At 40.5% G+C, this 24350-nt stretch carries 18 protein-coding genes and 1 pseudogene; 10 read left to right on the top strand and 9 right to left on the bottom strand.

Features of this window, described 5'->3' with window-relative positions; all coding sequences use genetic code 11:
* The first annotated feature begins 4 nt into the window (after nucleotides 1–4).
* Entirely contained in the window at nucleotides 5–331 is a 327-nt protein-coding gene (locus tag EAE90_RS12040) for a YdbL family probable chaperone protein (protein ID WP_214053708.1), read from the top strand.
* Nucleotides 332–408: 77 nt separating this feature from the next.
* Here EAE90_RS12040 and EAE90_RS12035 read toward each other — a convergent pair whose 3' ends face one another.
* Nucleotides 409–1011, bottom strand: a complete 603-nt coding sequence (locus EAE90_RS12035; RefSeq protein WP_214053707.1) for an FMN-dependent NADH-azoreductase — start codon at nucleotides 1009–1011, stop codon at nucleotides 409–411.
* A 303-nt stretch (nucleotides 1012–1314) separates the two neighbouring features.
* Between EAE90_RS12035 and hrpA the strand changes: the two are divergent.
* The 3 genes and pseudogenes from hrpA to EAE90_RS12020 form a co-directional block, all read left to right on the top strand.
* A pseudogene (gene hrpA, locus EAE90_RS12030) lies at nucleotides 1315–5061 on the top strand (ATP-dependent RNA helicase HrpA); the annotation flags it as partial.
* Between the two features lie 168 nt (nucleotides 5062–5229).
* Nucleotides 5230–5670, top strand: coding sequence for a hypothetical protein (locus EAE90_RS12025; protein ID WP_214053705.1), 441 nt, complete (start codon nucleotides 5230–5232; stop codon nucleotides 5668–5670).
* On the top strand, nucleotides 5670–6554 hold the full coding sequence (locus EAE90_RS12020; protein WP_214053704.1) for a hypothetical protein: 885 nt from the start codon (nucleotides 5670–5672) through the stop codon (nucleotides 6552–6554). The genes EAE90_RS12025 and EAE90_RS12020 overlap by 1 nt, the downstream gene beginning before the upstream one ends.
* A 534-nt stretch (nucleotides 6555–7088) precedes the next feature.
* On the opposite strand, the gene EAE90_RS12015 is transcribed toward EAE90_RS12020, so the two are convergent.
* The 6 genes from EAE90_RS12015 to EAE90_RS11990 all read right to left on the bottom strand — a co-directional run bounded on the left by EAE90_RS12015 (nucleotide 7089) and on the right by EAE90_RS11990 (nucleotide 13398).
* Entirely contained in the window at nucleotides 7089–7625 is a 537-nt protein-coding gene (locus EAE90_RS12015) for a hypothetical protein (protein ID WP_214053703.1), read from the bottom strand.
* Nucleotides 7622–7987: a tlde1 domain-containing protein gene (locus EAE90_RS12010; RefSeq protein ID WP_036806337.1), complete on the bottom strand. Its 366-nt coding sequence runs from the start codon at nucleotides 7985–7987 to the stop codon at nucleotides 7622–7624. The genes EAE90_RS12015 and EAE90_RS12010 overlap by 4 nt, the downstream gene beginning before the upstream one ends.
* 496 nt (nucleotides 7988–8483) lie before the next feature.
* Nucleotides 8484–9476 (bottom strand): fimbrial protein, encoded by a 993-nt coding sequence (locus EAE90_RS12005; RefSeq protein ID WP_214053702.1) that lies wholly within the window; start codon nucleotides 9474–9476, stop codon nucleotides 8484–8486.
* A 19-nt stretch (nucleotides 9477–9495) separates the two neighbouring features.
* Nucleotides 9496–12036, bottom strand: coding sequence for a fimbria/pilus outer membrane usher protein (locus EAE90_RS12000; protein ID WP_214053701.1), 2541 nt, complete (start codon nucleotides 12034–12036; stop codon nucleotides 9496–9498).
* A 42-nt stretch (nucleotides 12037–12078) separates the two neighbouring features.
* Nucleotides 12079–12753 carry a fimbrial biogenesis chaperone gene (locus EAE90_RS11995; protein ID WP_214053700.1) on the bottom strand — a complete coding sequence of 225 codons (675 nt, stop codon included), beginning with the start codon at nucleotides 12751–12753 and terminating at the stop codon, nucleotides 12079–12081.
* A gap of 114 nt (nucleotides 12754–12867) precedes the next feature.
* Nucleotides 12868–13398 carry a fimbrial protein gene (locus tag EAE90_RS11990; protein WP_214053699.1) on the bottom strand — a complete coding sequence of 177 codons (531 nt, stop codon included), beginning with the start codon at nucleotides 13396–13398 and terminating at the stop codon, nucleotides 12868–12870.
* Between the two features lie 592 nt (nucleotides 13399–13990).
* Between EAE90_RS11990 and EAE90_RS11985 the strand changes: the two genes are divergently transcribed.
* Entirely contained in the window at nucleotides 13991–14833 is an 843-nt protein-coding gene (locus tag EAE90_RS11985) for an alpha/beta fold hydrolase (RefSeq protein ID WP_214053698.1), read from the top strand.
* Between the two features lie 401 nt (nucleotides 14834–15234).
* Here EAE90_RS11985 and EAE90_RS11980 read toward each other — a convergent pair whose 3' ends face one another.
* Nucleotides 15235–16626 carry an amino acid permease gene (locus tag EAE90_RS11980; protein ID WP_214053697.1) on the bottom strand — a complete coding sequence of 464 codons (1392 nt, stop codon included), beginning with the start codon at nucleotides 16624–16626 and terminating at the stop codon, nucleotides 15235–15237.
* Nucleotides 16627–17567: 941 nt separating this feature from the next.
* On the opposite strand from EAE90_RS11980, the gene stlC reads away from it, so the two are divergent.
* From stlC to stlE, 3 genes are all read left to right on the top strand, one after another.
* Nucleotides 17568–18515, top strand: coding sequence for a stilbene biosynthesis aromatase StlC (gene stlC / locus EAE90_RS11975; RefSeq protein ID WP_214053696.1), 948 nt, complete (start codon nucleotides 17568–17570; stop codon nucleotides 18513–18515).
* On the top strand, nucleotides 18516–19664 hold the full coding sequence (gene stlD, locus EAE90_RS11970) for a beta-ketosynthase StlD (RefSeq protein ID WP_214053695.1): 1149 nt from the start codon (nucleotides 18516–18518) through the stop codon (nucleotides 19662–19664).
* 80 nt (nucleotides 19665–19744) lie between these two features.
* A complete protein-coding gene (gene stlE, locus EAE90_RS11965) occupies nucleotides 19745–19987 on the top strand; it encodes a stilbene biosynthesis acyl carrier protein StlE (protein WP_036775642.1) in 243 nt (80 codons plus the stop codon).
* 83 nt (nucleotides 19988–20070) lie between these two features.
* Here the strand turns inward: stlE and ydgH are convergent, their stop codons facing one another.
* Nucleotides 20071–21024, bottom strand: coding sequence for a DUF1471 family protein YdgH (gene ydgH, locus EAE90_RS11960; protein WP_214053694.1), 954 nt, complete (start codon nucleotides 21022–21024; stop codon nucleotides 20071–20073).
* A 390-nt stretch (nucleotides 21025–21414) separates the two neighbouring features.
* Here ydgH and pntA point away from each other — a divergent pair, with 390 nt between their 5' ends.
* Nucleotides 21415–22944 (top strand): Re/Si-specific NAD(P)(+) transhydrogenase subunit alpha, encoded by a 1530-nt coding sequence (pntA, locus tag EAE90_RS11955; protein WP_214053693.1) that lies wholly within the window; start codon nucleotides 21415–21417, stop codon nucleotides 22942–22944.
* Nucleotides 22945–22954: 10 nt separating this feature from the next.
* On the top strand, nucleotides 22955–24343 hold the full coding sequence (gene pntB, locus EAE90_RS11950) for a Re/Si-specific NAD(P)(+) transhydrogenase subunit beta (RefSeq protein ID WP_214053692.1): 1389 nt from the start codon (nucleotides 22955–22957) through the stop codon (nucleotides 24341–24343).
* Nucleotides 24344–24350: the final 7 nt, after the last annotated feature.

Genomic DNA, 24350 nt, shown 5'->3' with positions numbered 1-24350 from the left:
CATTATGAAGAGAACGGGTACGGGAATATTGTTATTAGTCAGTGTATTGTTCAGTTCCTCTGTTGGGGGAATGACCTTGAATGAGGCGAAGCAGAAAGGGTTGGTCGGTGAAACATTCAGTGGTTATCTGGCTATAGTGAAAGCAGATAGTCAAGCACAGGCTTTGGTGACAGAGATTAATCAAGCCCGTCAAAAAAAATACGCAGAAATTGCGGCTGGCAATCATATTCCTACAGAGCAAGTGGCTAAACTTACTGGCGAAAAATTGGTGAACCGAGCTGAACCTGGTGAGTATGTGCTTGGTATTAATGGTAAATGGCTGAAAAAATAAAGGCGCGTCGGATGACGCGCAAAAAACAGCAATATAAAAATATAGGTGATGTATGAATTATGAACAAAACGTGGTTATTAGGAAGCGATAGCTTCCAAAACTTCACGGGCAGTTTGTTGCGCTTGATTTGCGGCATCAGGGCTTAACCCTACACCTTCGGCGAATACAAATTCTACATCAGTGAGGCCAATGAAACCCAAGAACAGACGCAAATAAGGCACTAATAGATCACTAGGGCCGTCTTTATGGATGCCGCCACGGCTGGTCAAGATGATTACACGTTTGTCTTTTAACAGACCTTCAGGGCCATTTTCGGTATAACGAAAAGTTACGCCAGCACGGGCTATCAGATCAAAATAGCTTTTCAGTTGGGTTGGAATGTGGAAATTGTACATAGGCGCAGTCATAACAATAATGTCATTGTCTTGCAATTCTGCAATCAGTTCGTCAGATAATGCTAATGCCTCTTTTTGGCGAACAGTCATTTCATTGCCACTCGGGCGTAATGCATGAACCAGTTCATTATCCAGAGCAGGAATGGGTTGTGCGGCCAGATCACGTATCGTAATGCTGTCATCAGCATGATTGGCTTGCCACTTTTCAATGAAGAAATCGGCCATTTGGTTAGTATGTGAATGCTGCGCCATAATGCTGGATTTAAGAACCAGAACTTTACTCATTTTTATTCCTTAAGTTAACTTTTGGTAATTCACTTGTTAATCACGATATAGTGATTCTATGAGTTATTATCTTCTGGTAATAGAGCAATATTTAGAGTTCAGTATTCAAATTTATTGAAAAACTTTTACCCACGTTGATATAGCGTGATGGGGAAATATCCGCCGAAATTATTACCAATAAATAAGATGTGCTACTATGTCGCCAATAAGAATCATGTCGTCAATAAGAACCGCATCATCAATAAAAGCTGGCTAATCAGTAAAGTTAAGAAGTTACAAGGATCAATATAAGTGAAAGAGTCTCAGAAAATCATTAACCGTCAGGCTGCTTGTCCAACGATCAAATACCCAGAAAACTTGCCCGTCAGCCAGAAGAAAGATGATATCTACAAAGCTATTCGTGACCATCAAGTTGTCATTATTGCCGGTGAAACCGGTTCGGGTAAAACAACGCAAATCCCGAAAGTTTGTCTTGAACTAGGTCGGGGAATAAAGGGCCTTATCGGTCATACTCAACCTCGTCGATTGGCTGCTCGCGCGGTTGCCAATCGTCTGGCGGAAGAATTGGAAACCTCCGTGGGTTCTGCTGTCGGTTATAAAGTCCGGTTTAGTGATCATGTGGGCGATAACACGTTGGTTAAGCTGATGACCGATGGTATTTTGCTGGCGGAACTGCAAAATGACAGGCTGCTTAAACAGTATGACACACTCATTATCGATGAGGCGCATGAGCGTAGTCTGAATATTGATTTTATTCTAGGTTATTTGCGTCAGTTGCTGCCAAAACGTCCTGATTTGAAAGTGATTATTACCTCGGCGACTATCGATCCTGAACGTTTTTCCCGCCATTTTAACCATGCGCCAATTATTGAAGTTTCTGGCCGAACCTATCCGGTAGAAGTGCGGTATCGTCCAGTCATGGGGGAAGATAATGATGGAGAGCGGGATCAGCTTGAGGCAATTATTGATGCTGTTGATGAACTCAACCGGGAAGGGCCCGGGGATATTCTGATCTTTATGAGTGGTGAGCGGGAGATTCGTGATACAGCCGATGCGCTGAATAAACTGGATTTGCGTCATACCGAAGTACTGCCGCTATTTGCGCGTCTTTCTAACAGTGATCAGAACCGGATTTTCCAGTCACATACGGGGCGGAGAATTGTGCTGGCAACGAACGTGGCAGAAACCTCGTTGACGGTACCGGGAATTAAATATGTGATTGATACCGGATATGCACGTATTAGCCGTTACAGTTATCGGACGAAAGTACAGAGATTGCCGATTGAGCCGATATCACAGGCGTCGGCTAATCAGCGGAAAGGGCGTTGCGGACGTGTATCTGACGGGATCTGTATCCGGCTGTATTCAGAAGATGATTTCCTTTCTCGGCCAGAATTTACTGATCCAGAAATCCTGCGTACTAACCTGGCATCGGTCATTCTACAAATGACAGCGATTGGTCTTGGGGATGTCAGCGCATTTCCATTTGTGCAACCGCCTGATAAACGTAATATTCAGGATGGTGTTCGGCTTCTGGAAGAACTTGGGGCTATTGATCAGAGCACCATTAATCAAGGCGCAATGACTAAGAGTAATTACCGTCTTACATCAATTGGGCGACAACTTGCTCAGCTCCCGGTTGATCCTCGGTTGGCGCGTATGGTATTGGAAGCTCGTCATCATGGTTGCGTGCGTGAAGTGATGGTTATCACTTCTGCGCTGTCTATTCAGGACCCAAGGGAGCGGCCACTGGAGAAACAGCAGGCTTCTGATGAGAAACACCGTCGATTTGCTGATAAAGACTCCGATTTTATTGCATTTCTGAAATTATGGGATTTTTTGAAAGAGCAGCAAAAAGAACTTTCTTCTTCGCAATTTCGCAAGCTTTGCCGTCAAGATTACCTTAACTACCTGAGAGTCAGAGAGTGGCAGGATATATACGCACAGTTACGACAAGTGGTGAAAGAAATTGGTTTGTCGATAAATAGCCAGGATGCAGATTACCGCAGTATTCATACTTCATTACTTTCTGGGTTGTTATCCCATATTGGCCAAAAAGATACTGATAAACAGGAATATACCGGTGCGCGTAATGCGCGTTTTGCTATTTTTCCTGGTTCTGGCTTATTCAGGAAGCCGCCTAAATGGTCAATGGCAGCGGAATTGGTTGAAACTAGTCGCTTGTGGGGGCGTATTGCTGCGCGGATAGAACCTGAATGGGTTGAGCCGTTAGCCGGGCATCTGGTGAAGTATCACTATAGTGAACCGCACTGGCAAAAATCGCAGGGTGCGGTAATGGCTAAGGAAAAAGTCACTTTATATGGTTTGCCAATTGTGGCGAGTCGTCAGGTTAATTACAGCAAAATTGATCCAATGCTCTGTCGTGAGTTGTTTATCCGCCATGCGTTGGTGGAAGGCGACTGGCAAACTCGGCATGCATTTTTCCGAGCGAACCTGAAATTACGTGAGGAAATTGAGGAGTTAGAACATAAATCCCGTCGTCGTGACATTTTGGTGGATGATGAAACCTTGTTTAGTTTCTATGATCAACGGATACCTCAGAATGTGGTTTCTGCTCGCCATTTTGATCGCTGGTGGATGAAGACAGGTAAAGAGCAACCGGACTCGCTCAACTTTGAAAAAAATATGTTGATCAAAGGTGATGCCGATAAAATCAGTGCGTTGGATTACCCCAATTATTGGTATCAGGATACACTGAAATTACGGCTTAGCTACCAGTTTGAACCGGGTACGCAAGCTGATGGCGTGACGGTGCATATTCCACTTCCGGTGCTGAATCAGGTTAAGGATGAAGGATTTGATTGGCAGATCCCAGGTATTCGTTATGACTTAGTTGTTGCACTGATTAAATCACTGCCAAAACCGATTCGTCGTAATTTTGTCCCTGCGCCAAACTATGCTCAGGCATTTATGGAGCGAGTATCTCAACCTCAATCCACGTTGTTAGATAGTCTTGAGAGGGAGTTACGGCGGATAACTGGCGTTACGGTGTCACGTGATGATTGGCAGTTAGAACAAGTACCCGATCACCTCAAAATGACATTTCGAGTGGTGGGGGAAAAGAATCGGACTATCGCGGAAGGTAAAGATTTATCTGCACTGAAATTACGCTTGAAAGAAAAAGTTCAGGAGACACTTTCCGCTGTTGCCGATGATGGGATTGAACAGAGTGGGCTGCATATTTGGAGTTTCGGTGAATTACCGGGACGATATGAGCAAAAACGTGGTGGTTACTCTGTTAAAGCCTTTCCTGCGCTGGTGGATGAAAAAGAGAGTATCGGTATCAAATTGTTTGAAACTGAATTGGAGCAACAGATTGCCATGTGGGAAGGCACTCGTCGTCTGTTGTTGCTCAATATTCCTTCACCAATTAAGTATTTACATGAGAAATTGCCGAATAAATCCAAATTGGGGCTCTATTTTAATCCTTATGGCAAGGTATTGGATTTAATTGACGATTGTATCTCTTGTGGTGTGGATAAATTGATGGCAGTGAATGGTGGGCCAGCTTGGAATGAGCGAGGTTTTATTCAGCTACAGGACAAAGTTCGGGCTGAGTTGAACGATACTGTCGTGGAAATAGCTAAGCAAGTGGAACAGATACTCACCGCCATTTTTGCTATTAATAAACGCCTTAAGGGGAAAATTGATATTTCGCTGGCCCTGGCATTATCGGATATCAAAGAGCAGCTTTCCGGTTTGGTTTTCAAAGGATTTGTCACCACTAATGGTTGGAAACGCTTGCCGGATGTCCTGCGTTATCTGCAAGGCATTGAGCGCCGTCTTGAAAAATTGGCGATTGATCCGCACAGAGATAGAGCACAAATGGGGCGTGTCGAAAATGTTCAGCAACAGTGGCAGCAATGGCTGGCAAAATTATCACTGCAACAGAAACAGTTGCCTGAGGTACAAGAAATTCGTTGGATGATTGAAGAACTGCGGATCAGCTTGTTTGCTCAGCAACTGGGCACGCCATATCCGGTCTCTGATAAGAGAATTTTGCAAACGATGGAGCAAATTGCTTCCTGATCAAAGAAGACTAAAGGTGGCTCAGGTTATTGACAAAATACTGGATTTTTATCCAGTCCTTTGTTTTAATTAAGTCCTGTCCACCAAACGGAGCTTGCCGTCATGGATTTGTTCTTACAGAAGCAATAGTATCGAGTGTGAAGCAGCAGTAAACATATGAGGAATATCATGACGTTAGAGAAAATATCATTCGCTTACCCGGTACATATCAGACAAGGAATGTTAATTGATGTGATGCACTCTCCTAGTATGTGGATATATGCTGATAGTTTTCCATCTGTAGAGTATCTTAATGTAGCTTTAGGCGTTTTCTTGCGTAAAGATGAGTTGTATTACACTAAAATTGACGTGTTCTTTGATGATAAATCGGTTCTTGATGATCAAGATAAGGGAAATGATACAGCATACATTCACTTGTCTGGTTTTACGTCTACAGACCAATATATTATGGTCTCATCAATGACATTAAAGAGGGTTCACTTTCCCAATGAAGGTATTTATAAGCTTATTGTTGAGCTGTATTCGGGGGAATTAGACTCCGCAGATAGCAAAATTATAGACGTAAATGAGAGTTATTTTGTTGTTACATCTAACATGGAAGGTAAGTGATGGCTAAGATTTACGGATTCTCTGCCAATGATATAGCAATTATTGCAAGTCATAAACATTTGTCCAATACTATGAAGTATGGAAACGGCAATGGTGGTGGAGGTGGTGATATGTTGGAAGCTCGTGTAGCAAAACTTGAATCAGACGTTGAGCATATCAAAGCCACAATGAGCGATGTGAAGGCTGATCTGAAATCAGTCATCAGTGATGTTGGTACAATGAAGACCGACGTTGCTGTTGTCATGCAAAAATTAGATGTAATCAATAATACTTTGTCTAAGAAACCAAGTGAAGAACAGCTTAATGCCAGATTAACAAAGTCAGAGAATAGATTTGATTCCAAATTTACAGAAGTAGAGAGCAAGTTTGATGCCAGATTAACAAAGTCAGAGAATAGATTTGATTCCAAACTTACAGAAGTAGAGAGCAAGTTTGATGCCAGATTAACAAAGTCAGAGAATAGATTTGATTCCAAACTTACAGAAATAGAGGGTAAGTTTGATGCCAGATTAACAAAGTCAGAGAATAGATTTGATTCCAAACTTACAGAAGTAGAGGGTAAGTTTGATGCCAGCTTAACAAAGCTAGAGAATAGATTTGATTCCAAACTTACAGAAGTAGAGGGTAAGTTTGATGCCAGCTTAACAAAGCTAGAGAATAGATTTGATTCCAAATTTACAGAAGTAGAGGGCAAGTTTGATGCTAGATTTGCAGAAATCGAGAACAAATTTGATAACGCTATATCTCGAATTGAGTCATCTATTGAAAAGAGTTCATTGTCTTTTGATGGCAAATTAAAGGGTATGCAATTAACCATTATTCTTTGGATACTTGGCTTGCCGTCTCTGGCTTTCGCTCTGTATCGCGTTTATCTTCTACTCTAAAATCATACATCAGCCCGCCGAACGGCTTCTTGTGGTTTTTTTCATTTCTACGCTGCTTTTATTGTGAGGTCATCTATTGGCTGAGTTGACAAAGCAAGAAATAAAGAAGATTAGTACCCAGTAAACGCTTTTAGCCTAACAGATACCTGTATAAATAATCGGTAACTGTCAGCTCAGGTCTGATATATATATTATCGCTTATAGGGATAAGCAGTTATACCCTTTCAGCCCAACTGTCAGAATGGATGATATTTCTATCAAGGTGTGCAAAATGCCATTCATGGCCATGCTTTTTATGTCAATTATAACGTTTTTCTTCTTAACTATATTAGTTAACTATTTTTTCATATTAGAATGAAATGTAAAAAAACCATATGGGTATCGTTATTAATGACTATTATTTTCATATTCAGCCTCTTTTCCTCAACAATTCTTTATCAAAATCTTTTCTAGTCGAAAAATATATTTAATATAGTCGCGTATTTAATGCGTGGTTAATGGCTATTTAGTCGACTTATAGAGAAATAGCCATTATTAATCTCCTTCAGAAAATGATTTTGAATTACCGGTGGCAGAAATAAGCTTTTGTAAGCATTTTTCACCACTTTTATTTTTATAAAGTGCACGAATACTATCAACGACATACTGATTTAATTTTGCTTCTGTTCCTTGATAAAAAGGTAGAGAACAGACAGATTCAGTGCTAATTGAAATGTTGGCATTATTAAGGACAGACAGAACAACAGCGGAATTCTTTGGTATTGCTGTTGCAACTGCTATTGTGAGATCTTCTGCTGAGCCTGCATCAACCCCAGTTGATAATATCGGAACAATGTTCAACCATTCAGGATCACCACTTGATATATGGGATAAAATGTAATCCCATGTGCTGTCATCGGTATTAGGTAAGGTCGATGTTACGAATTTCCTTGCTCCCATTGAATTTACTTTTTCAATAATTTGCTTTGGTGTCAGATTAGGGTATGGATTATTCTTCTCTAACTCAGTTGCAAAGAAATTAAAAGCTAAAAGGTTTAAAGCTATTATTGGTATTGGAAGTAATTTTTTCATGGTACTACAACTAATATATCATCACTGGATGAAGCAATACTTTTTCTCAATTCTGCCCCGTTTATAACGATACACCCCTCAGAAGCTTGATGATATGAACCATCATTTCTATCTCCGTGGATTCTAAAAGCATCTCTCCCATAAGTGTTTGTTCCTAAAATGGGAATGAGTTTTACAGTATATGGGCCCTTATGATTATTGTATCCGTTAATTCTATAATGACCTTGTGGTATAGGTCCTGTTAAATATGCGTCCTGCATGGATGGGTTATTCAACCCTGCGCCATGACCGCTATAGCCTTTTGCAATAAAAGAGCCATTATGTGTAAGTACACCAGTGCTTTGTGAATATTGCCAAGTCATACTTGTTTCCATTAGTAAATATTAATAAATTTAACTTTAAACTTAATAAACATTTTTAAAAGCATAATTTTGTAAATAAAAGAAATTTTTTGTAAATTAATTTATGAAACTAATATACCTCACAACAGATCTGGTAGACGCAGCCCGTAGCCTGAATATGAACTTATCGGCTTCTGACTTCAATAGGAGAAATGGAATTAACTTGTAAACGTATTACGCCGCTAGTTGATATCAATGGTGATAAATATTGCGTATTTACTCCGGTTATTACATTCCTTGACTCTAATAAAATAAAGAAAAAAGATTTTATATGTAATGTTGTCATTTCACGAGGATAAACTCTCTCAGCAATTGATGCTATTATTACTAACACATAACATGTGAATTAGTGGGCATAATCTGCTGAATTTTCTCAAAACTTTTTCAGATAAAACTAATAAAATAACAGCGCATCAGCCAAGAAATAAACTTTCTATAACTGATGCAGACAAATTTATTACTGATAAGTTAATGTCATGGTTGCGGTTACATTTGCCTGCCCAGGGGTAATATTGCGATCGGTCTGAAAATAGCGGGCGTGTAAAGGGATAGATAACTTCCCGCCTGAATAGCTATTACCAATATTTATTTGTGAATGGATAATGACAGGTTGGTTGTTGTAAAGAATTTGCATACCCACACCGGAAGCAGTTGTGCGATTATCATTTTGATCAAGCGCCCAGACATGATATAAGTTATTTTTTGCTCTCTTGCCATCAAGCATTAATTGAATCTGGACATCATCATCACAATCTAAAATAATCTCAAAATCTTTTCCTCCTGCGGTGCTGTTAATACCAGAAAAATCGATTTTTTTAATATCACCCATAGGAACAGTAATGTTGCTATTTTTCAGTGAACAACTTTTAGTAATAATTCGGGTATTTCCCAAACGGTAAGTATGCACGATATGATTATTTACCCGAGCCTGAATTAATTGTTCGTTTCTGACAAAACCAGAACCTGTTGTTGGTGCTATTTTTATTAGCTGGATTGTCAGATAACCCCATGTTTTACCACAATACCAACGACCAGAATTGTCGCAGCTTACAGGATTATTAGCAATACGCGGTAACCAGTCGATACCATAGCCGGGACCCCAGGTATTTATTCTGATACCAACACCGGGGACACCGGATTCGTAAATCGCATCCTTGTTATAATCCGCACTTTTATAGGATGTATATCCCCATGATGTATTAACGTTTGTATCGCAATAGAAGATATTGTTTTTATTGTCTAATTCCTCTGCACGATATTCGTAAATGGTTGTGCCAATAGGTTGATCTCTTGGGACATATAAGGTTCCAAAGGAGAGATGAGTGATTTCTGGTTTAAATCCTTTCTCAAACTGGCAGTTAGCGGCAAAACTATAAGAACTGACTATCGAACCGGTTAATAAATTGGTGATAATGAGAAAATATTTAAGTTTATTGTAAATATTAAACATAGCGTTTTCCTGTGGGTGGTTATTTACAGTGCGCTGATATTATATAAATACCGGATAAAGGACTTTTTTCTGGTAATTTATAATTAACGACACATTCCTGAATATCTTTATAACCCCATTTAACTAATAATTGTCCACTATCGGGTAGACCAGTGAGGTAAACTTGCCCTTCGTGACTGACAATCGCGCTGTTTATCTCATCAATGTCATGGTGTTTTTCTAACGTGACAACCGCGCCAAAAGGAATCGGATTTTCTTGATAGTAGAGATTGATGAGAACTCTGTGACCTATCCGGGTTTTAAAATCGGCCAGAACTAATGCCCCCCGAGTAGGAATAACGGTTTGAGTATTAACGTCAATATCGACATTATCTGCTAATGAATGAGTATCCAATGCAATCCGATTTTTCCGGTAACTGCTGACATAAGGAATAACCGCATAACCATTCCAATCGGTGGCAATACCAACATTATTTTGGATCTTTATTCCTTGAGCGCCATCAGCCCGGACTAATGCTAATGTATCTCCCAAATGTTGTGAAAGAGTAATACCGTATGGGTGAGCGACAATGCCCCCTTGAAGGCCATAATTCAATTGGTGAGAATGGCGATCATAGCTATAACCGGTACTAAGTTGACCATAAGCGCCTTTATATTCCGCATGAATATGACCGCCAGCGCCGGTACCGTGATTTGTGTAACTCTGCTGCAAGCTATAGATTAAATTATTATCTTCCAGCGCGGTGCCGCTTAAACCGATTTGGTGGGAAATATCCTTGTTTTTATTGGTATTGAAATTGTAACTGGTCCAGCTGTTCTTTAGCCAGCGATCTAATGGGATCTGTATGCTGAATGAAAAAAGCTGCTCATTTTTATCCGCATCTGGAAGTTGGCTATAGGTATAATTCAGACTGTAATTAATATTATTATAATTGATGCTATAACCTGCGTTGATATTACGTTCATAGCCAGGTTGTTGCCAATAATTTTGTTGAAGAGCGGACAGATATAAACTGCCGAAATTTCCTAAAGATTGATTAATATGCAGTTGCAATTTACTTCTTTTATTGGTGCGGTAACGCCAGTCACTTTTATTAGCATCATCTATGTCATTGGCTTCTTTAAAATCGTAAAAACCACGTGTCGAATAGCGATAGCCAGCCAAAGTAAAATTAGTTCCTGTTAATGAAAGATCTTTTGCATATTGAAAACGATAAGATTGCCCTTTGGTACTTATATTGGATGGTAAATCAGTGTTAGCATGAGTAATGTCAAAAGAGAGAGAACCCAATATACCAAGGTTATAACCTGATCCTAAAGCGACGGATTGATAATCTTTTGAAAAAATCGTACCGCCATAGGTAGTGATATTATTAGAAAAACCATGGACTAATGCACTTTGGATAAAATTAGGTTCTCGCCCATGATGATTTGATGATTGGTATTGGCCCAGTGTTATCGAATATTGGAGACCGCCTTCTCGTAACATAATCGGTATAGTTGAAAAGGATTGAGTAGATCGGTATTCCTGACCATCTGCTTCCTTAATGATAACTTCCAAATCTCCACTTGTTGTGGTTGGGAAAAGGTCATTAATGACAAATGGACCCGGTGAAACATAAGTTTGATAAATGATATAGCCGTTTTGCTTGATTGTAACCTGAGCGTTACTTTGAGCAATTCCTCGAACACTAGGGGCGAAACCTTGTAAACTGTCTGGTAACATATTGTCATCAGAAGCTAATTGTAAGCCGCGGAATTGGACGCCCTCAAAAATATAGGAGGGGGTAAAGCTGTCACCTAGCGTTAATTGTCCTTTTAGTGCGTGAATATCTCGTTGTAAATAGGTGTTAATACTTTTCCAATTCTTGTCACGGCTGGTATAGGTAGAATAATTGCGTAGACGCCATGCTTGCCAATTAGCACCTGTTCGAAGATTTAGATAATGGGTCTGCGTGGAGCCAGAGGGGTTATCTTGCCAGGTATTTGAGCCGCTATAATTATAGTTAATTAATAATGAAGTTAATCCTTGCTGCCATAATTCGGGGGAAACATAACCTCTTGCCTGATTGTTTAGCATTGCTTGTGGAATACTGATATCCAGTCTTTGTTGACTAAAATTGAAGAGAGTGTTTGCTGATGGAATATACTGACTTAAATCAGACAACTCTGTTTCTGGTGGTAAACTGATCAGCTCTGGAAATGTATCAATTTTTACTCCCATATTCTGTAATTGCTGAATTGTCAGCTTGGGCAGCAATTTGTTATTTATCGTGACAAAGGTTACGTTCCTGGTATCTATTTTATCTTTATTAAGGTAAATATCTACCCAGTAAATACCGGGTGGATAGTCATCTTGTGTGAAAATAGAGAGATCAATATCTTCAGGTGAACCAGAATCAGTAACTATTTCCAGTGCATGAATGTTGAAATAATCTTCAGAATAAGTTTTAGCAGGGTAAAAAAATATGCCAGCAGCGATAAATGGCAATAATAAGAGCCATGAATGTTCAATATCATATGGTTGCTTATTAATCTTATGCTGTGAGCACTTTCCCATAATTAACTTTTTGGCATAGAGTAAAGTAATGTAACGGTTTTATTAAATGGCTGTTTTTTCCTCGGCAGTAACACCGCCAAAATCATTAATTGCTTTCCAATTTACCTGCTTTATGTTCTTTGCCGGCAGAGGCCAGCTTAGTTGACTAAAAGGTTTAATCATACCAGCAGGTTTTATTTCATGTTGATCTGCTTTAAGGTAAGAGAATGAAATGAAGTAAGGTGTAGGATTTTCTGCGATTAATGAGTTATTTTCTGTACGAAATTTGAGCTCTTTGTATGCGGTACTTGACTTTTCCGCCAAATTTGCAGGGCGGTAAAATAATTTAAACTTTGATTTAACTGTTATTTGTAATTGATTCTGATCTGATTTCACCGAGGTAGGAATCGACTTTACATTTAACCAAAAAAGTGATTCCCGATCTTGAGGCAAGTTACTTTCTGTTTTTACAATACGCAAGATATTTTCATGGCCTGCTGCGAGTTTAAAGATGGGGGGAGTAACGATGAAAGGGGACTTCATATTATCATTTTCATCTTGGATCCAAGATTGGATCAGATAAGGTGCATCTTTTTCTGGGTTGTTTATAGAAATGGAGGCTTCTTTTTTGTCGCTCATATAAATAACACGAGTTCCACCAATGACGACACCAGCGATAGCGAAATTTATACTGATAACATATAGAAAAATTATTGTGAATAGGCGTTGATACTGCACGGTAGCATCTCCGTTTTATCGTGTTTTTATGTGTTATTTTATGGGCATCCATGCCCCGTACTGCTTTGTTAGAAACAAAACGTGAATGAAGCTTTGTTCTAAATTTAGCCTGCCTTAGTTATAAACAATCGTAAAATTGGCGACTGCATCACCTGAGCCTGGACTAATTGCTTGAGCTGTAGCAACATATTTTGCAATGAACTTTAACTCTGCTGTTTTTTGGTCAGTAAAAGCTTGAGATTTGGAAGCTTTTGCTAAAGGGACCAGCGTTGAGTTATCTTCTTCATAGATACCAATAGCAACACCATCGGCGACGTCATGGCCTTTATCATTGGATAAGGCCAGAAGATTGTTATTTCTACTATCTATTTGCCCGTCAAATTTAACTTGTGCATGAGTATATTCTGGTGGGCAATCACTCATTTTAATGCTAAAGGGTGTTGCTGCTGCGGTACTATCTACACCACTAAATGCATTTGAGCTAATTGTTCCCATGTTTACGTTTTGATTTGCAGAGTCAGTATCGATTTTACAGGCATTTGCGATGATATTACCTGTAAAGTTGATTTTTCCGTCGGCTGCGTTTGCTACAGAAATAAATACGGAAGATGCAAGTAAGCATGAAATAATCAGTTTAGCTTTCATTTTAAATAGATCCTAACCCTGCCGAGTATGGCGTTAGGGAAATAGAAATATTGATTTAATGGGAACTGTATAAACATCAATACAGCGTGTAAATATTTATGACTTTTACCCAATCACAATAGCGATAACTCAAACTGTGTCTTTTTTGGGATAAAGCAGGGTGATCATAGCGATTAATTAGGAAAAATCCAAAGAATGACTGGATAATGTGTTGTATTTAAGACTTTTATCTGTATTTGTTGCTTAAACAGGATTATTTTTTAATATTAAGGTGATTTATTGTATGTAATAAATCATTATGCTAATTAATGAGAATATCTTTTAATTAATAATTGGTTATAAAATTAATTGTGATTTATGTCACAATTAATTTATCACGCTTAAGAATTTATTTTTTTGTTCTATTATTTTGATGTTATTACCTCTTGCTATCATTTTCTCTTTGAAAGTTTTTATTCTAATGGAGTAAGTTATCAGGAAAAAACTACTCTATAGTTTTCTCATGTGATCTTTCTATTTTATTGTTTATAGCGATGCCTATCTTAGTTAACGTTATAAGTACTCAACACAATTAACCCTGTAAGGGAGGAAAATGAAACAGTTCGTCTTGATATTAGGCTTTTTATCCATCGTGCTTGCAGCCGCGCATCCTGCTTCGGCCATGCATGTAGAACAAAAAATTGCTACCAATGGCGTGGCATCGATCGAATATTCGGTGCGTGGAGAGGGGCCACTGCTTGTGGTGATTGCTTCAACCGGGCGAGGAACAGCGGAATTCGCGCCACTCGCGGATCGACTGGCGATGCGAGGCTATCGTGTTGCACTGCCGGAGCCACGCGGAATCTCAAGGTCAACCGGTCCGATGGAAAATGTGACCTTCCACGACTTTGCCGACGATTTTGCGTCTGTGGTTGCGGCGGAAGGAGGTAAGGCAATCGTAGTGGGGCATGCTTATGGTCACTGGATCGCTAAGACAATTGCCTCGGATTATCCCGAAATGACGCGCGGTATAGTGCTTTTGGCTGGGGCGGCGAAATCTTGGCCCTCGGAGCTCTCGGATGCGATTATGGTGATTAGTGATCCGAAATCCACTCGTGAGGAGCGGCTGACGAAACTTAGGCTTGCCTTCTTCGCGGAAGGCAATGATCCAACGTCTTGGCTTGAGGGTTGGCATTCTGATGTCATAAAAAGTCAGTCCTCGGCGCGCGAGCTGACCAATCGCAAGGATTGGTGGGCTGGCGGGGCGGCGCCAATCCTCGATCTACAGGCGGGTTCAGACCCGTTTCGACCTGAATCGTCTCGAATGGAGGCGAAGGATGAGTTTGGCAGCCGCGTTACTGTCGCAGTGATTGAAGGGGCCAGCCATGCATTACCCGCTGAGAAGCCGATCGAAACAGCGGATGCAATTGCGGATTGGGCCGACAAACTGAAATAACTTAAAGATAATATCAGGTCTTTATTAGGGCGTTCGTACTGAATTTGTTACGGTGCGAATGCCCCAGGCAGAGACGACTTCAATAGGGACAAATAGATACCCGTTTTACACCTTTGCCGATGATGATCTGGAATAGAGGTTTGAGGTCCAGCCATGCAAAAAACCACGCTAATAGGTTATATATCCTATGGATTTCAAGATGCATCGCGACGGCAAGCATCGACTCTTTTACGATGAGGTTTTCTTCCAAACCCATCAAATTACATTAACAATATTAGTTACAACATACTATTAAAGATAACACCAACAAAAATATGACAGAACCATAAAAAACCAAACAAACTGCTATATGAAAATTCAGAAAGCCATCACAGGGAAGTAATGGCCTGAATCTGGCGGGACTACTTGATTAGCAACCCAGTGGCAGGAATGGCTGTTACCAGCAACACGACAATAGTGAGCTTTTCAGCCAGATGTAAGCTATTTTTCTGTGGGTTTTGACGGCGTACATACAGAAAAACAATAAGACCTGGTGCATAGAGAACAACAGACAATAGTAAATTCATCAAACCGGATGCATAAAGTAGCCATATGCCATAAATACAAGCTCCAACGGCAATGAGTAATAATCCTTTATTGCTACGCTCAAAAGCGACTTTTAAAAGAAATGCTCCGACAAGGAAATAGGGCACTAAAATCATCTCTGATGCAATTGCCAGTAATGAATTGTAATTACTTCCACTTAACCAGATTAAAATGAGAGAGAGTTGTACGGCGCCATTAGTGAACCACAATGAAGATGATGGTGCATTATTGCGATTTTGCTGGCTAAATATTTTTGGAAAAGAGCCATGTTGGGAAGCGATAAATGGCACTTCTGCTGCCATGATCGTCCAACTCAGATAAGCACCACAGACGGAGATAATCAATCCGGCGGCAATAATGATTTCACCTGCGGAACCAACAAGTCCCACCATCAGGTTTGCCATTGATGGGTTGCGTATTTCTGCTAATTCAGGTCGTGGTACTAATCCAAGGGAGAGTAGGGTGACTAAGATGTATATTGCTAATGCTGCAACGACAGCTAGCATGGTTGCAATACCAACATCTGCCCGTTTTTTTGCTCTGGCTGAAACTACGACAGCACCTTCAATACCGATAAAAACCCAGAGGGTAATCAACATGGTGTCTTTTACTTGTTGCCAGACAGGAACCCCTAGCTCGATGCCTTTAAAATCGAGATCAAAGATATCCATTTTAAAGGCTAAGGCGGCAAGTATGATGAAAGCACCTAAAGGCAACAACTTTGCCATTGTCGCCAATTTATTGATTCCGGCTGCGGTTTGAACGCCACGGAGTACCAACCAATGAACGAACCAGAGTAGAATAGATTCTCCCAATAGGGACTGCCAGGTATTGCCATCACCAAAGATGACAGCGCCTTCTTTGTCAGTAAAGAAACTTAGGGCGGCAAAAACGATAACTAGATAAGAAACATTGGCAACAACTGCGCATAACCAATATCCCCAGGCAGAACAGAAGCCTATTAGTTCACCAAAGCCTTCTTTGGCATAAGTGAAAATCCCGCCATCAAGATCCGGACGAAGACGAGAGAGCAATAACAGTGAAGTAGCCAGGAACAGGATACCGACACCTGTTATTCCCCAACCAATCATTAACGCTGCCGGGCTGGCGATTTCAGCCATATTCTGCGGTAAGCTGAAAACGCCTGCACCGACCATAGAGCTGAGTACCAGAGCAGTAAGAGCTGTGAGACCGAGTTTCTTTTCCAAAGATATGTTCCTAATGTGACATAAACTGCATTATTAGCCAGTTTTTTACCCCGATCATAAAGATGAGCTGGGTATCGGGTTTTTGTCGCTTCCAAGCTGTACAGAACAGAAAGACAGACTGATTGAACCTAGAAATAGAGGGGGGATTCTACGAAGGGTATGAACTGGATGCAATGGTTTTCTATGCAAATAACTATAAAATTTATGCATTGTTTGATGGTGAGTTTGGTGATGATTAAATGTGGTGAGATGCAGTTTATTTTTTATAAGCTTATATGAGTTATTTTTATAATGCTGTTTGTTGTGCTGAGGTAAATAGGTGATAAGTATGAAGTACTATGGTGTTATTACTAATTAAGTAATTTTTATTTTAATTTTTTCGACTGATCTCAAAATTTAATAAAAGTGGTTGTGAAAGATAAATTTTTATTTTGTTATGTAATATTACTGCTAAGTAATAATCATCTCTTGTTTTCATGTCAGATTATTAAATTAATCTATCGAATATGTAGTTTCATAATGTTATGAATATCTTATCAAATTAAAACATGCGGGGTGTTTTTTTAATTTATTGATTTTATTTAAATATTTTCTTAATTTTAATTGATTTTGTTAATTTTATATTCAGGTTAATATATTTTTTATTAATTTTTCTATCAGTAACTAATTAAATTCCCACAATGTGATATAAAACTAATCTTATATAAAAATAAAAAAATCATGTTGACAACGACAGCTTTGATTTATATTGTTTGTGAAAATATTACTCTGCCATTTATTAACTTATTTTTCTTGTGTATGTTTTTAATTTTCAGGAATGATTATATGTACATATGCCAAAAAATATTCTCAGATGGTTAGAGGTCAACTGTCATTCAAATTCTTATCTTTTAGGTGCCGATGAATGGCTCAGTATTAAATATTCATAAAGGTTAGAACATATGAAACGTGTTCTTGTAGTGTCATATTCCCAAAGTGGCCAATTGATCGAGGTGGTAAAAAGTTTAATCTCACCTCTGCAAGAGTCTGACGAGATATACATCCGTGAAGTTGTTCTGAAACCGATTCCAGAATTTGAATTTCCCTGGAAATTTTCCAAATTTGTTGATGTTTTTCCAGAAACAGTGCAATTACATCCGCCTGAGCTAGCGCCTTTGAATCTGGAAGACGAAGAACCTTTTGATTTGGTCATATTAGGCTACCAAGTTTGGTATTTATCGCCGGCTCCTCCGATAACAGCATTTCTTAAGAGTAAAGAAGGAAAGCGTGTACTTAATGGCCGACCGGTGGTGACGGTTATTGCTTGCCGAAACATGTGGTTGATAGCTCAGGAAACTGTCAAAAGATTGTTGCATGAAAGTGGAGCATATTTGCGCGATAACGTGGTTTTTGTTGATAAAGCAAACTTTTTTGCGACAGTATTCACAACCCCGATATGGCTAATGACAGGAAAAAGACAGCCATTTCCTAGCTTACCGCGGGCGGGCGTATCGGAGGAAGACGTTAAAGATGCTCCACGTTTTGGTAATGCATTGTTGGCAGCGCTCAAAACGGATAAAGAGAAAGTTGATGCTCCAATGTTGAAAGGTATGGGAGCGGCCGTTGTCGACCAAGCTTTTATTTTCGGTGAACGTGCGGCGCATCGAGGGTTTAGATTTTGGTCCGGGCTGATTTGCCGTGTAGGCAAACGAGGGATATGGGTAAGACGCTCTTTATTAGCGTTATTTGTAACCTATTTGATATTGATGGTACTAGTTGTTTTTCCTATTTCAGTAGTTGTTCGCCGTTTGCTTACCCCATTACTTAAAGAACGTCTTAATGAATTACAGAAATACTATGAACAACCTTCTGGTTCTGCCCGCTATGATGATAAGGAGATAAATAAGTAAATGAGTAACAACGTTTATATCACTAAAGTTTCCGCGTTTATGCCGGGAAACCCAATAGATAATGATACAATGGAATCTGTCCTTGGTTTTGTTGGCGGTCGTCCATCAAGATCTCGTCATATAGTCCTTCGCAATAATGGTATTAAATATCGCCATTATGCACTGGATCCGGAGACCGGTGAGGCAACTTACACATCTGCTCAATTAGCGGCTGAGGCAGTAAAAGGTTTGGTTGATGAACACTTCTCTTTAGACGATATGCAAATTCTGGCAGCAAGCAGTGGTACTCCTGATCAAATTATACCGGGTCATGGTCTCATGGTTCATGGAGAGCTCAAAAATAAACCATGTGAAGTTATCTCAACTTCTAGTGCTTGTGCTGCGGGTATTACAGCGATGAAATATGCTTATTTGTCTGTTCTCTCGGGAACGACAAGTAATGCGGTTTCAACAACGTCGGAAGTACCTTCCACTGTATTGCATGCCCGCAATTTCCAGAGTGAAAACGAAGCTCGGGTTGCAGAACTGGAACGACGCCCTGAAATCGCTTTTGAAAAAGATTTTCTACGTTGGATGCTTTCTGATGGCGCTGGTGCTGCTTTACTTGAAAACAAACCTCGACCTGATGGTGTTTCATTACGAATTGATTGGATAGATATTTACTCTTTTGCTAATGAGCAAGAGACATGTATGTACTCAGGTGGAGAAAAGTTAGCAGATGGCAGTTTGAAAGGTTGGGCTCAAATGAGTCAGGCTGATTGGCTTGCCTATTCTGTTTTCTGCATCAAACAAGATGTCAGATATTTAAATGAGAGGGTTGTTAAATTCACACTTACCGAACCCTTGAGCCGGGTAGTTGCTGCTCGTAATTTATCGGCAGAATCTATTGATTGGTTCTTGCCTCATTACTCATCTGAATATTTCCGCATGAAATTTGCCGCGGGTCTTGAAGATATTAATTTTGGTATTGCACAAGAGCGTTGGTTTACTAACTTAACAATGAAAGGAAATACCGGATCGGCTTCTATTTATATCATGTTGGATGAGCTTATGAAGTCGGGTAAATTGAAGAAAGATCAGCGTCTGTTATGTTTTATCCCTGAAAGTGCCAGATTCACAGGGGCATTCATGCACCTGACGGTCGTGTAAATATTTAATCTTAGTGTTAATGAAGAATGGGGGAAACAACCTGTTTCCCCTCGTAATGGGTACATCTAGGAAAATACAGCGTGGAAAATTTAGAGAATCGTGTCAAAAGTGTTGTTGCAGAACAACTTGGGATACCTGAAACCCAGATTCTTAATACACAAACATTCGAGGAATTAGGTGCTGACTCGTTAGATAATGTTGAACTGATTATGGCTCTGGAAGAGCATTTTGGAATAACTATTGATGATGAAGAAGCGGAAAAAATAGTGACGATACAGAATGCTATTGATTGTATCGATTCGAAGTTGGAATCCGCTAACTAATTTGAAGAACTTTATTATCTTTATAAATAAAAAAAGCACATATGATTATCATGTGTGCCTTTTTTGTTTTTGGTTCAATAGGGTTATTTGAACAGGTCAGCACTGATAGTGGAAGTACCACCACTGGATTGCCATTCACGAGTAATATGATAGTACTTAGCGCCTTTAGCCGCGGCACGTTTAGCGACTTCATAGGAAACATCAGGCATGCTGTTGTAGTAACCTGAAAAGGTAATGGAATCAAAAGGGACCATCTGAGCAGCGCTGATTTTATTTAATTCCTGGATTTTCGTACCATCAGGAAGAGTTACGGTGTAACGTTCACCTTTAGAATACTGAGTTTCAAAGAAACGGCCAACAGAATTACTGGTCGAAGTTGAAGAAGCTAAACCAGGAATTTCTACTTTCTTAGCCGATTCGCCACCAGCAGCCAATGCGGTGCGTCCAGAATCGGAATCTGCCGGGATGACAGCTTCATCAGCCTGAATTTGGCGTTTTGGCGCATCATCTTTATAAACATAAGCAGTAATCGTTTGATTACCGCCGTCATTGATTGCAACCTGACGAACAATATAGAAAGCCGCTGCGCCTTTTTTCTTGGCTTCTTTTGCAATGGCTTCATTCAAATCGGGTTCAGTGTCATAAAAGCCGCTGATAGTGACCGTATCGAATGGCTCCAACGTTACAGCTTCTGTTTTGGGTAATTCTTTGATGCCGCGAAACTCACGATATTTAGGTGAATTATCAATTTTCTCTGCATCTTTGTGATACAGATCAGCTACAACGCGCAGGTTGCCACTATTATTCAGATCGTCAAGGCTTTGAATGTAAAACCCATCTGCCCCCATTTTATCTGCACGACGGGAAACCGCATCAGCAGCTTCATAAATAGCATTAAAAGGGCCTGTAACCGTAATACGTTTAAACGGTTTCAGCTCCGCTGCTTTCTCCGGGGATAACTCCTGAGCTGCTTGAACAGTGGTAATACCCGTTAATGAGAGTACCGCTGCTGCAATCATCGTTGTTTTCAGCTTCATAAAAAATCCTTCCACCTTGCGCATTAAATAATAGTTGTAACTTGCTGAACATGGTTGTGTATCACATAGCCGATAATTATTACATGTAATAATAGCTAATGTCCCACGAATTTATGCTATCAGTATGAATGAATGCAAGTTTATAGAATAGGACGCTATAAGTTTTTAGCAACATAGGGAGTGAGTCAGTTAAAAGTGTGATTTACACCGGTAATACTGCTTAGTTATTTTTTACCCATTAGCGATCGATCACCGATAATATTTTCAGTTGGTTATCAAAATATTTGTTGATAGATTTTACTGATGGCAGTAATAAAGTTAATTTAGTCGCTAAATCGACTGTAGCAAGCAATAATCATCATTAATCTTAGGCTTTAGGAAGGGAACATTATGCGTATTGGTGTACCGAAGGAGCGACTTGTCAATGAAGCACGTGTTGCAGCCACACCGAACACTGTAGAACACTTGCTGAAATTGGGATTTAATGTCGTTGTTGAGAGTGGAGCAGGGCATTTAGCCAGCTTTGAGGATAGTGCTTACCAACAAGTAGGCGCTGAAATTACTGATCGTCATGATATTTGGCGTTCAGATATTATTTTAAAGGTTAATGCTCCTGAGGATGACGAAATAGCATTAATGAAAGAAGGGAGTACGTTGGTTAGTTTTGTCTGGCCAGCACAAAACCCTGAGTTAATGCAGAAGTTATCAGACCGTAAAGTCACAGTGTTGGCTATGGATTCAGTGCCGCGTATTTCCAGAGCGCAATCGCTGGATGCGTTGAGTTCTATGGCAAATATTGCGGGTTATCGTGCAATAGTCGAAGCGGCTCACGAATTTGGCCGTTTCTTTACGGGTCAGATTACTGCGGCAGGAAAAGTCCCGCCAGCCAAGGTGATGATTATTGGCGCCGGTGTTGCTGGTTTGGCTGCTGTAGGTGCTGCGGGCAGTCTGGGCGCAATTGTTCGTGCATTTGATACTCGTCCTGAAGTTAAAGAACAAATTCAGAGCATGGGGGCGGAGTTTCTTGAACTGAATTTTGAAGAAGAAGCCGGTAGTGGTGACGGATATGCAAAAGTCATGTCCGAAGCCTTCATTAAAGCGGAGATGGCGCTTTTTGCCGAACAGGCAAAAGAAGTTGATATCATTGTAACCACAGCCTTAATTCCTGGGAAACCCGCTCCACGTCTTATCACCAAAGAGATGGTTGAATCCATGAAGCCAGGTAGTGTGATTGTTGATCTGGCTGCTCAGACGGGAGGAAACTGCGAGTTAACGCAAGCAGATAAATTGGTTATTACTGCAAATGGCGTGAAAATTATTGGTTACACAGATTTGCCCAGTCGCTTGCCAACACAATCTTCACAACTCTACGGCACTAACTTGGTTAATTTGCTTAATTTATTGTGCAAAGAGAAAAATGGCGAAATCAATATTGATTTTGACGATGTTGTTATTCGTGGCGTGACAGTCATCAAAGAGGGCGAAGTTACCTGGCCGGCACCGCCTATTCAAGTTTCGGCCCAGCCGCAGGCAAAACCGGTATCAGTTAAAGCAGAAAAACCAGCGGCGAAACCTGTTTCACCTTGGTTGAAATATGGTTTATTGGCATTGGCTGTTATCTTGTTTGGTTGGTTAGCCAATGTTGCACCAAAAGAGTTCTTATCTCACTTTACTGTTTTCGCGCTGGCTTGTGTGGTGGGTTACTACGTGGTTTGGAATGTCAGCCATGCTTTGCACACACCGTTAATGTCGGTAACTAATGCCATTTCGGGGATTATTGTCGTTGGGGCGTTATTACAAATTGGTGATGGTGGATGGGTAAGTTTCTTCTCATTTATTGCTGTTCTTATTGCCAGCATTAATATCTTCGGTGGCTTCACTGTCACTCAACGTATGCTGAAAATGTTTCGTAAGGACTAAGGGGTAACTAATGTCGAGTGGAGTCGTTACAGCAGCATATATTGTTGCCGCCGTTTTATTTATTTTCAGCCTGGCAGGTTTATCTCGTCATGAGAGTTCTAAACGTGGAAATATTTTTGGTATCACTGGAATGGCAATCGCATTGATTGCGACTATTTTCGGGCCTGATACCGGAAGTGTTGTCTGGATTATTCTGGCGATGGTGATTGGTGCGGTGATTGGTATTCGTCTGGCAAATAAAGTTGAAATGACTGAAATGCCGGAATTGGTTGCTATTCTGCACAGTTTTGTCGGTTTGGCCGCCGTGCTGGTCGGTTTTAATAGTTTTATTGCTCACGATAGTTTTGCAGAACCCGTGATGGAGAATATCCATCTAACAGAAGTCTTCTTAGGGGTTTTCATTGGTGCGGTTACTTTCACTGGTTCTGTTGTGGCATTTGGTAAATTATGTGGAAAAATTTCCTCTAAACCGTTGATGCTGCCAAATCGTCATAAATTAAACCTTGCAGCGCTTGTTATCTCCTTTGTGTTGTTGATTACCTTTGTGAAAACGGAAAGTACCGGTCTGCAAGTGTTCACGTTGTTGCTCATGACAGCAATCGCATTGGCGTTTGGTTGGCATTTGGTTGCTTCCATCGGTGGTGCGGATATGCCAGTGGTGGTTTCAATGTTGAACTCCTATTCGGGCTGGGCCGCAGCAGCAGCGGGTTTCATGTTGAGCAATGACTTGTTGATTGTAACGGGTGCGCTGGTTGGTTCTTCGGGGGCGATTCTCTCTTACATCATGTGTAAGGCCATGAATCGGTCTTTTATCAGTGTGATTGCCGGCGGGTTTGGTTCTGATGGTTCTTCAACCGGTGATGAGCAAGAGATGGGCGAGTACCGCGAAACCACGGCGGAAGAGGTTGCTGAACTATTGAAAAACTCAACTTCTGTTATCATCACGCCGGGGTACGGCATGGCTGTTGCACAGGCGCAGTATCCGGTACATGACATCACAGCCAAACTGCGGGAGAAGGGAGTCAACGTTCGCTTTGGTATTCATCCCGTTGCGGGACGTCTGCCTGGGCATATGAACGTGCTGTTGGCAGAAGCAAAAGTGCCTTACGACGTTGTTTTGGAAATGGATGAAATCAATGATGATTTCTCTGATACCGATACTGTGTTGGTCATTGGCGCCAACGACACCGTTAACCCTGCGGCACAGGAAGATCCCAACAGCCCGATTGCGGGTATGCCCGTTCTGGAGGTTTGGAAAGCACAAAATGTTGTTGTGTTCAAACGTTCTATGAACACAGGTTACGCCGGTGTGCAAAATCCATTGTTCTTTAAAGACAATAGCCAGATGTTGTTCGGTGATGCGAAGGCGAGCGTAGAGGCAATCCTGCGTGCACTGTGATTTTCTA

Origin of the sequence: Photorhabdus caribbeanensis, assembly GCF_018448885.1 — a bacterium.
GTDB lineage: Bacteria > Pseudomonadota > Gammaproteobacteria > Enterobacterales > Enterobacteriaceae > Photorhabdus > Photorhabdus caribbeanensis.
The sequence above is the reverse complement of the archived record's forward strand: the minus strand, read 5'-3'. Positions and strand labels throughout refer to the sequence as shown.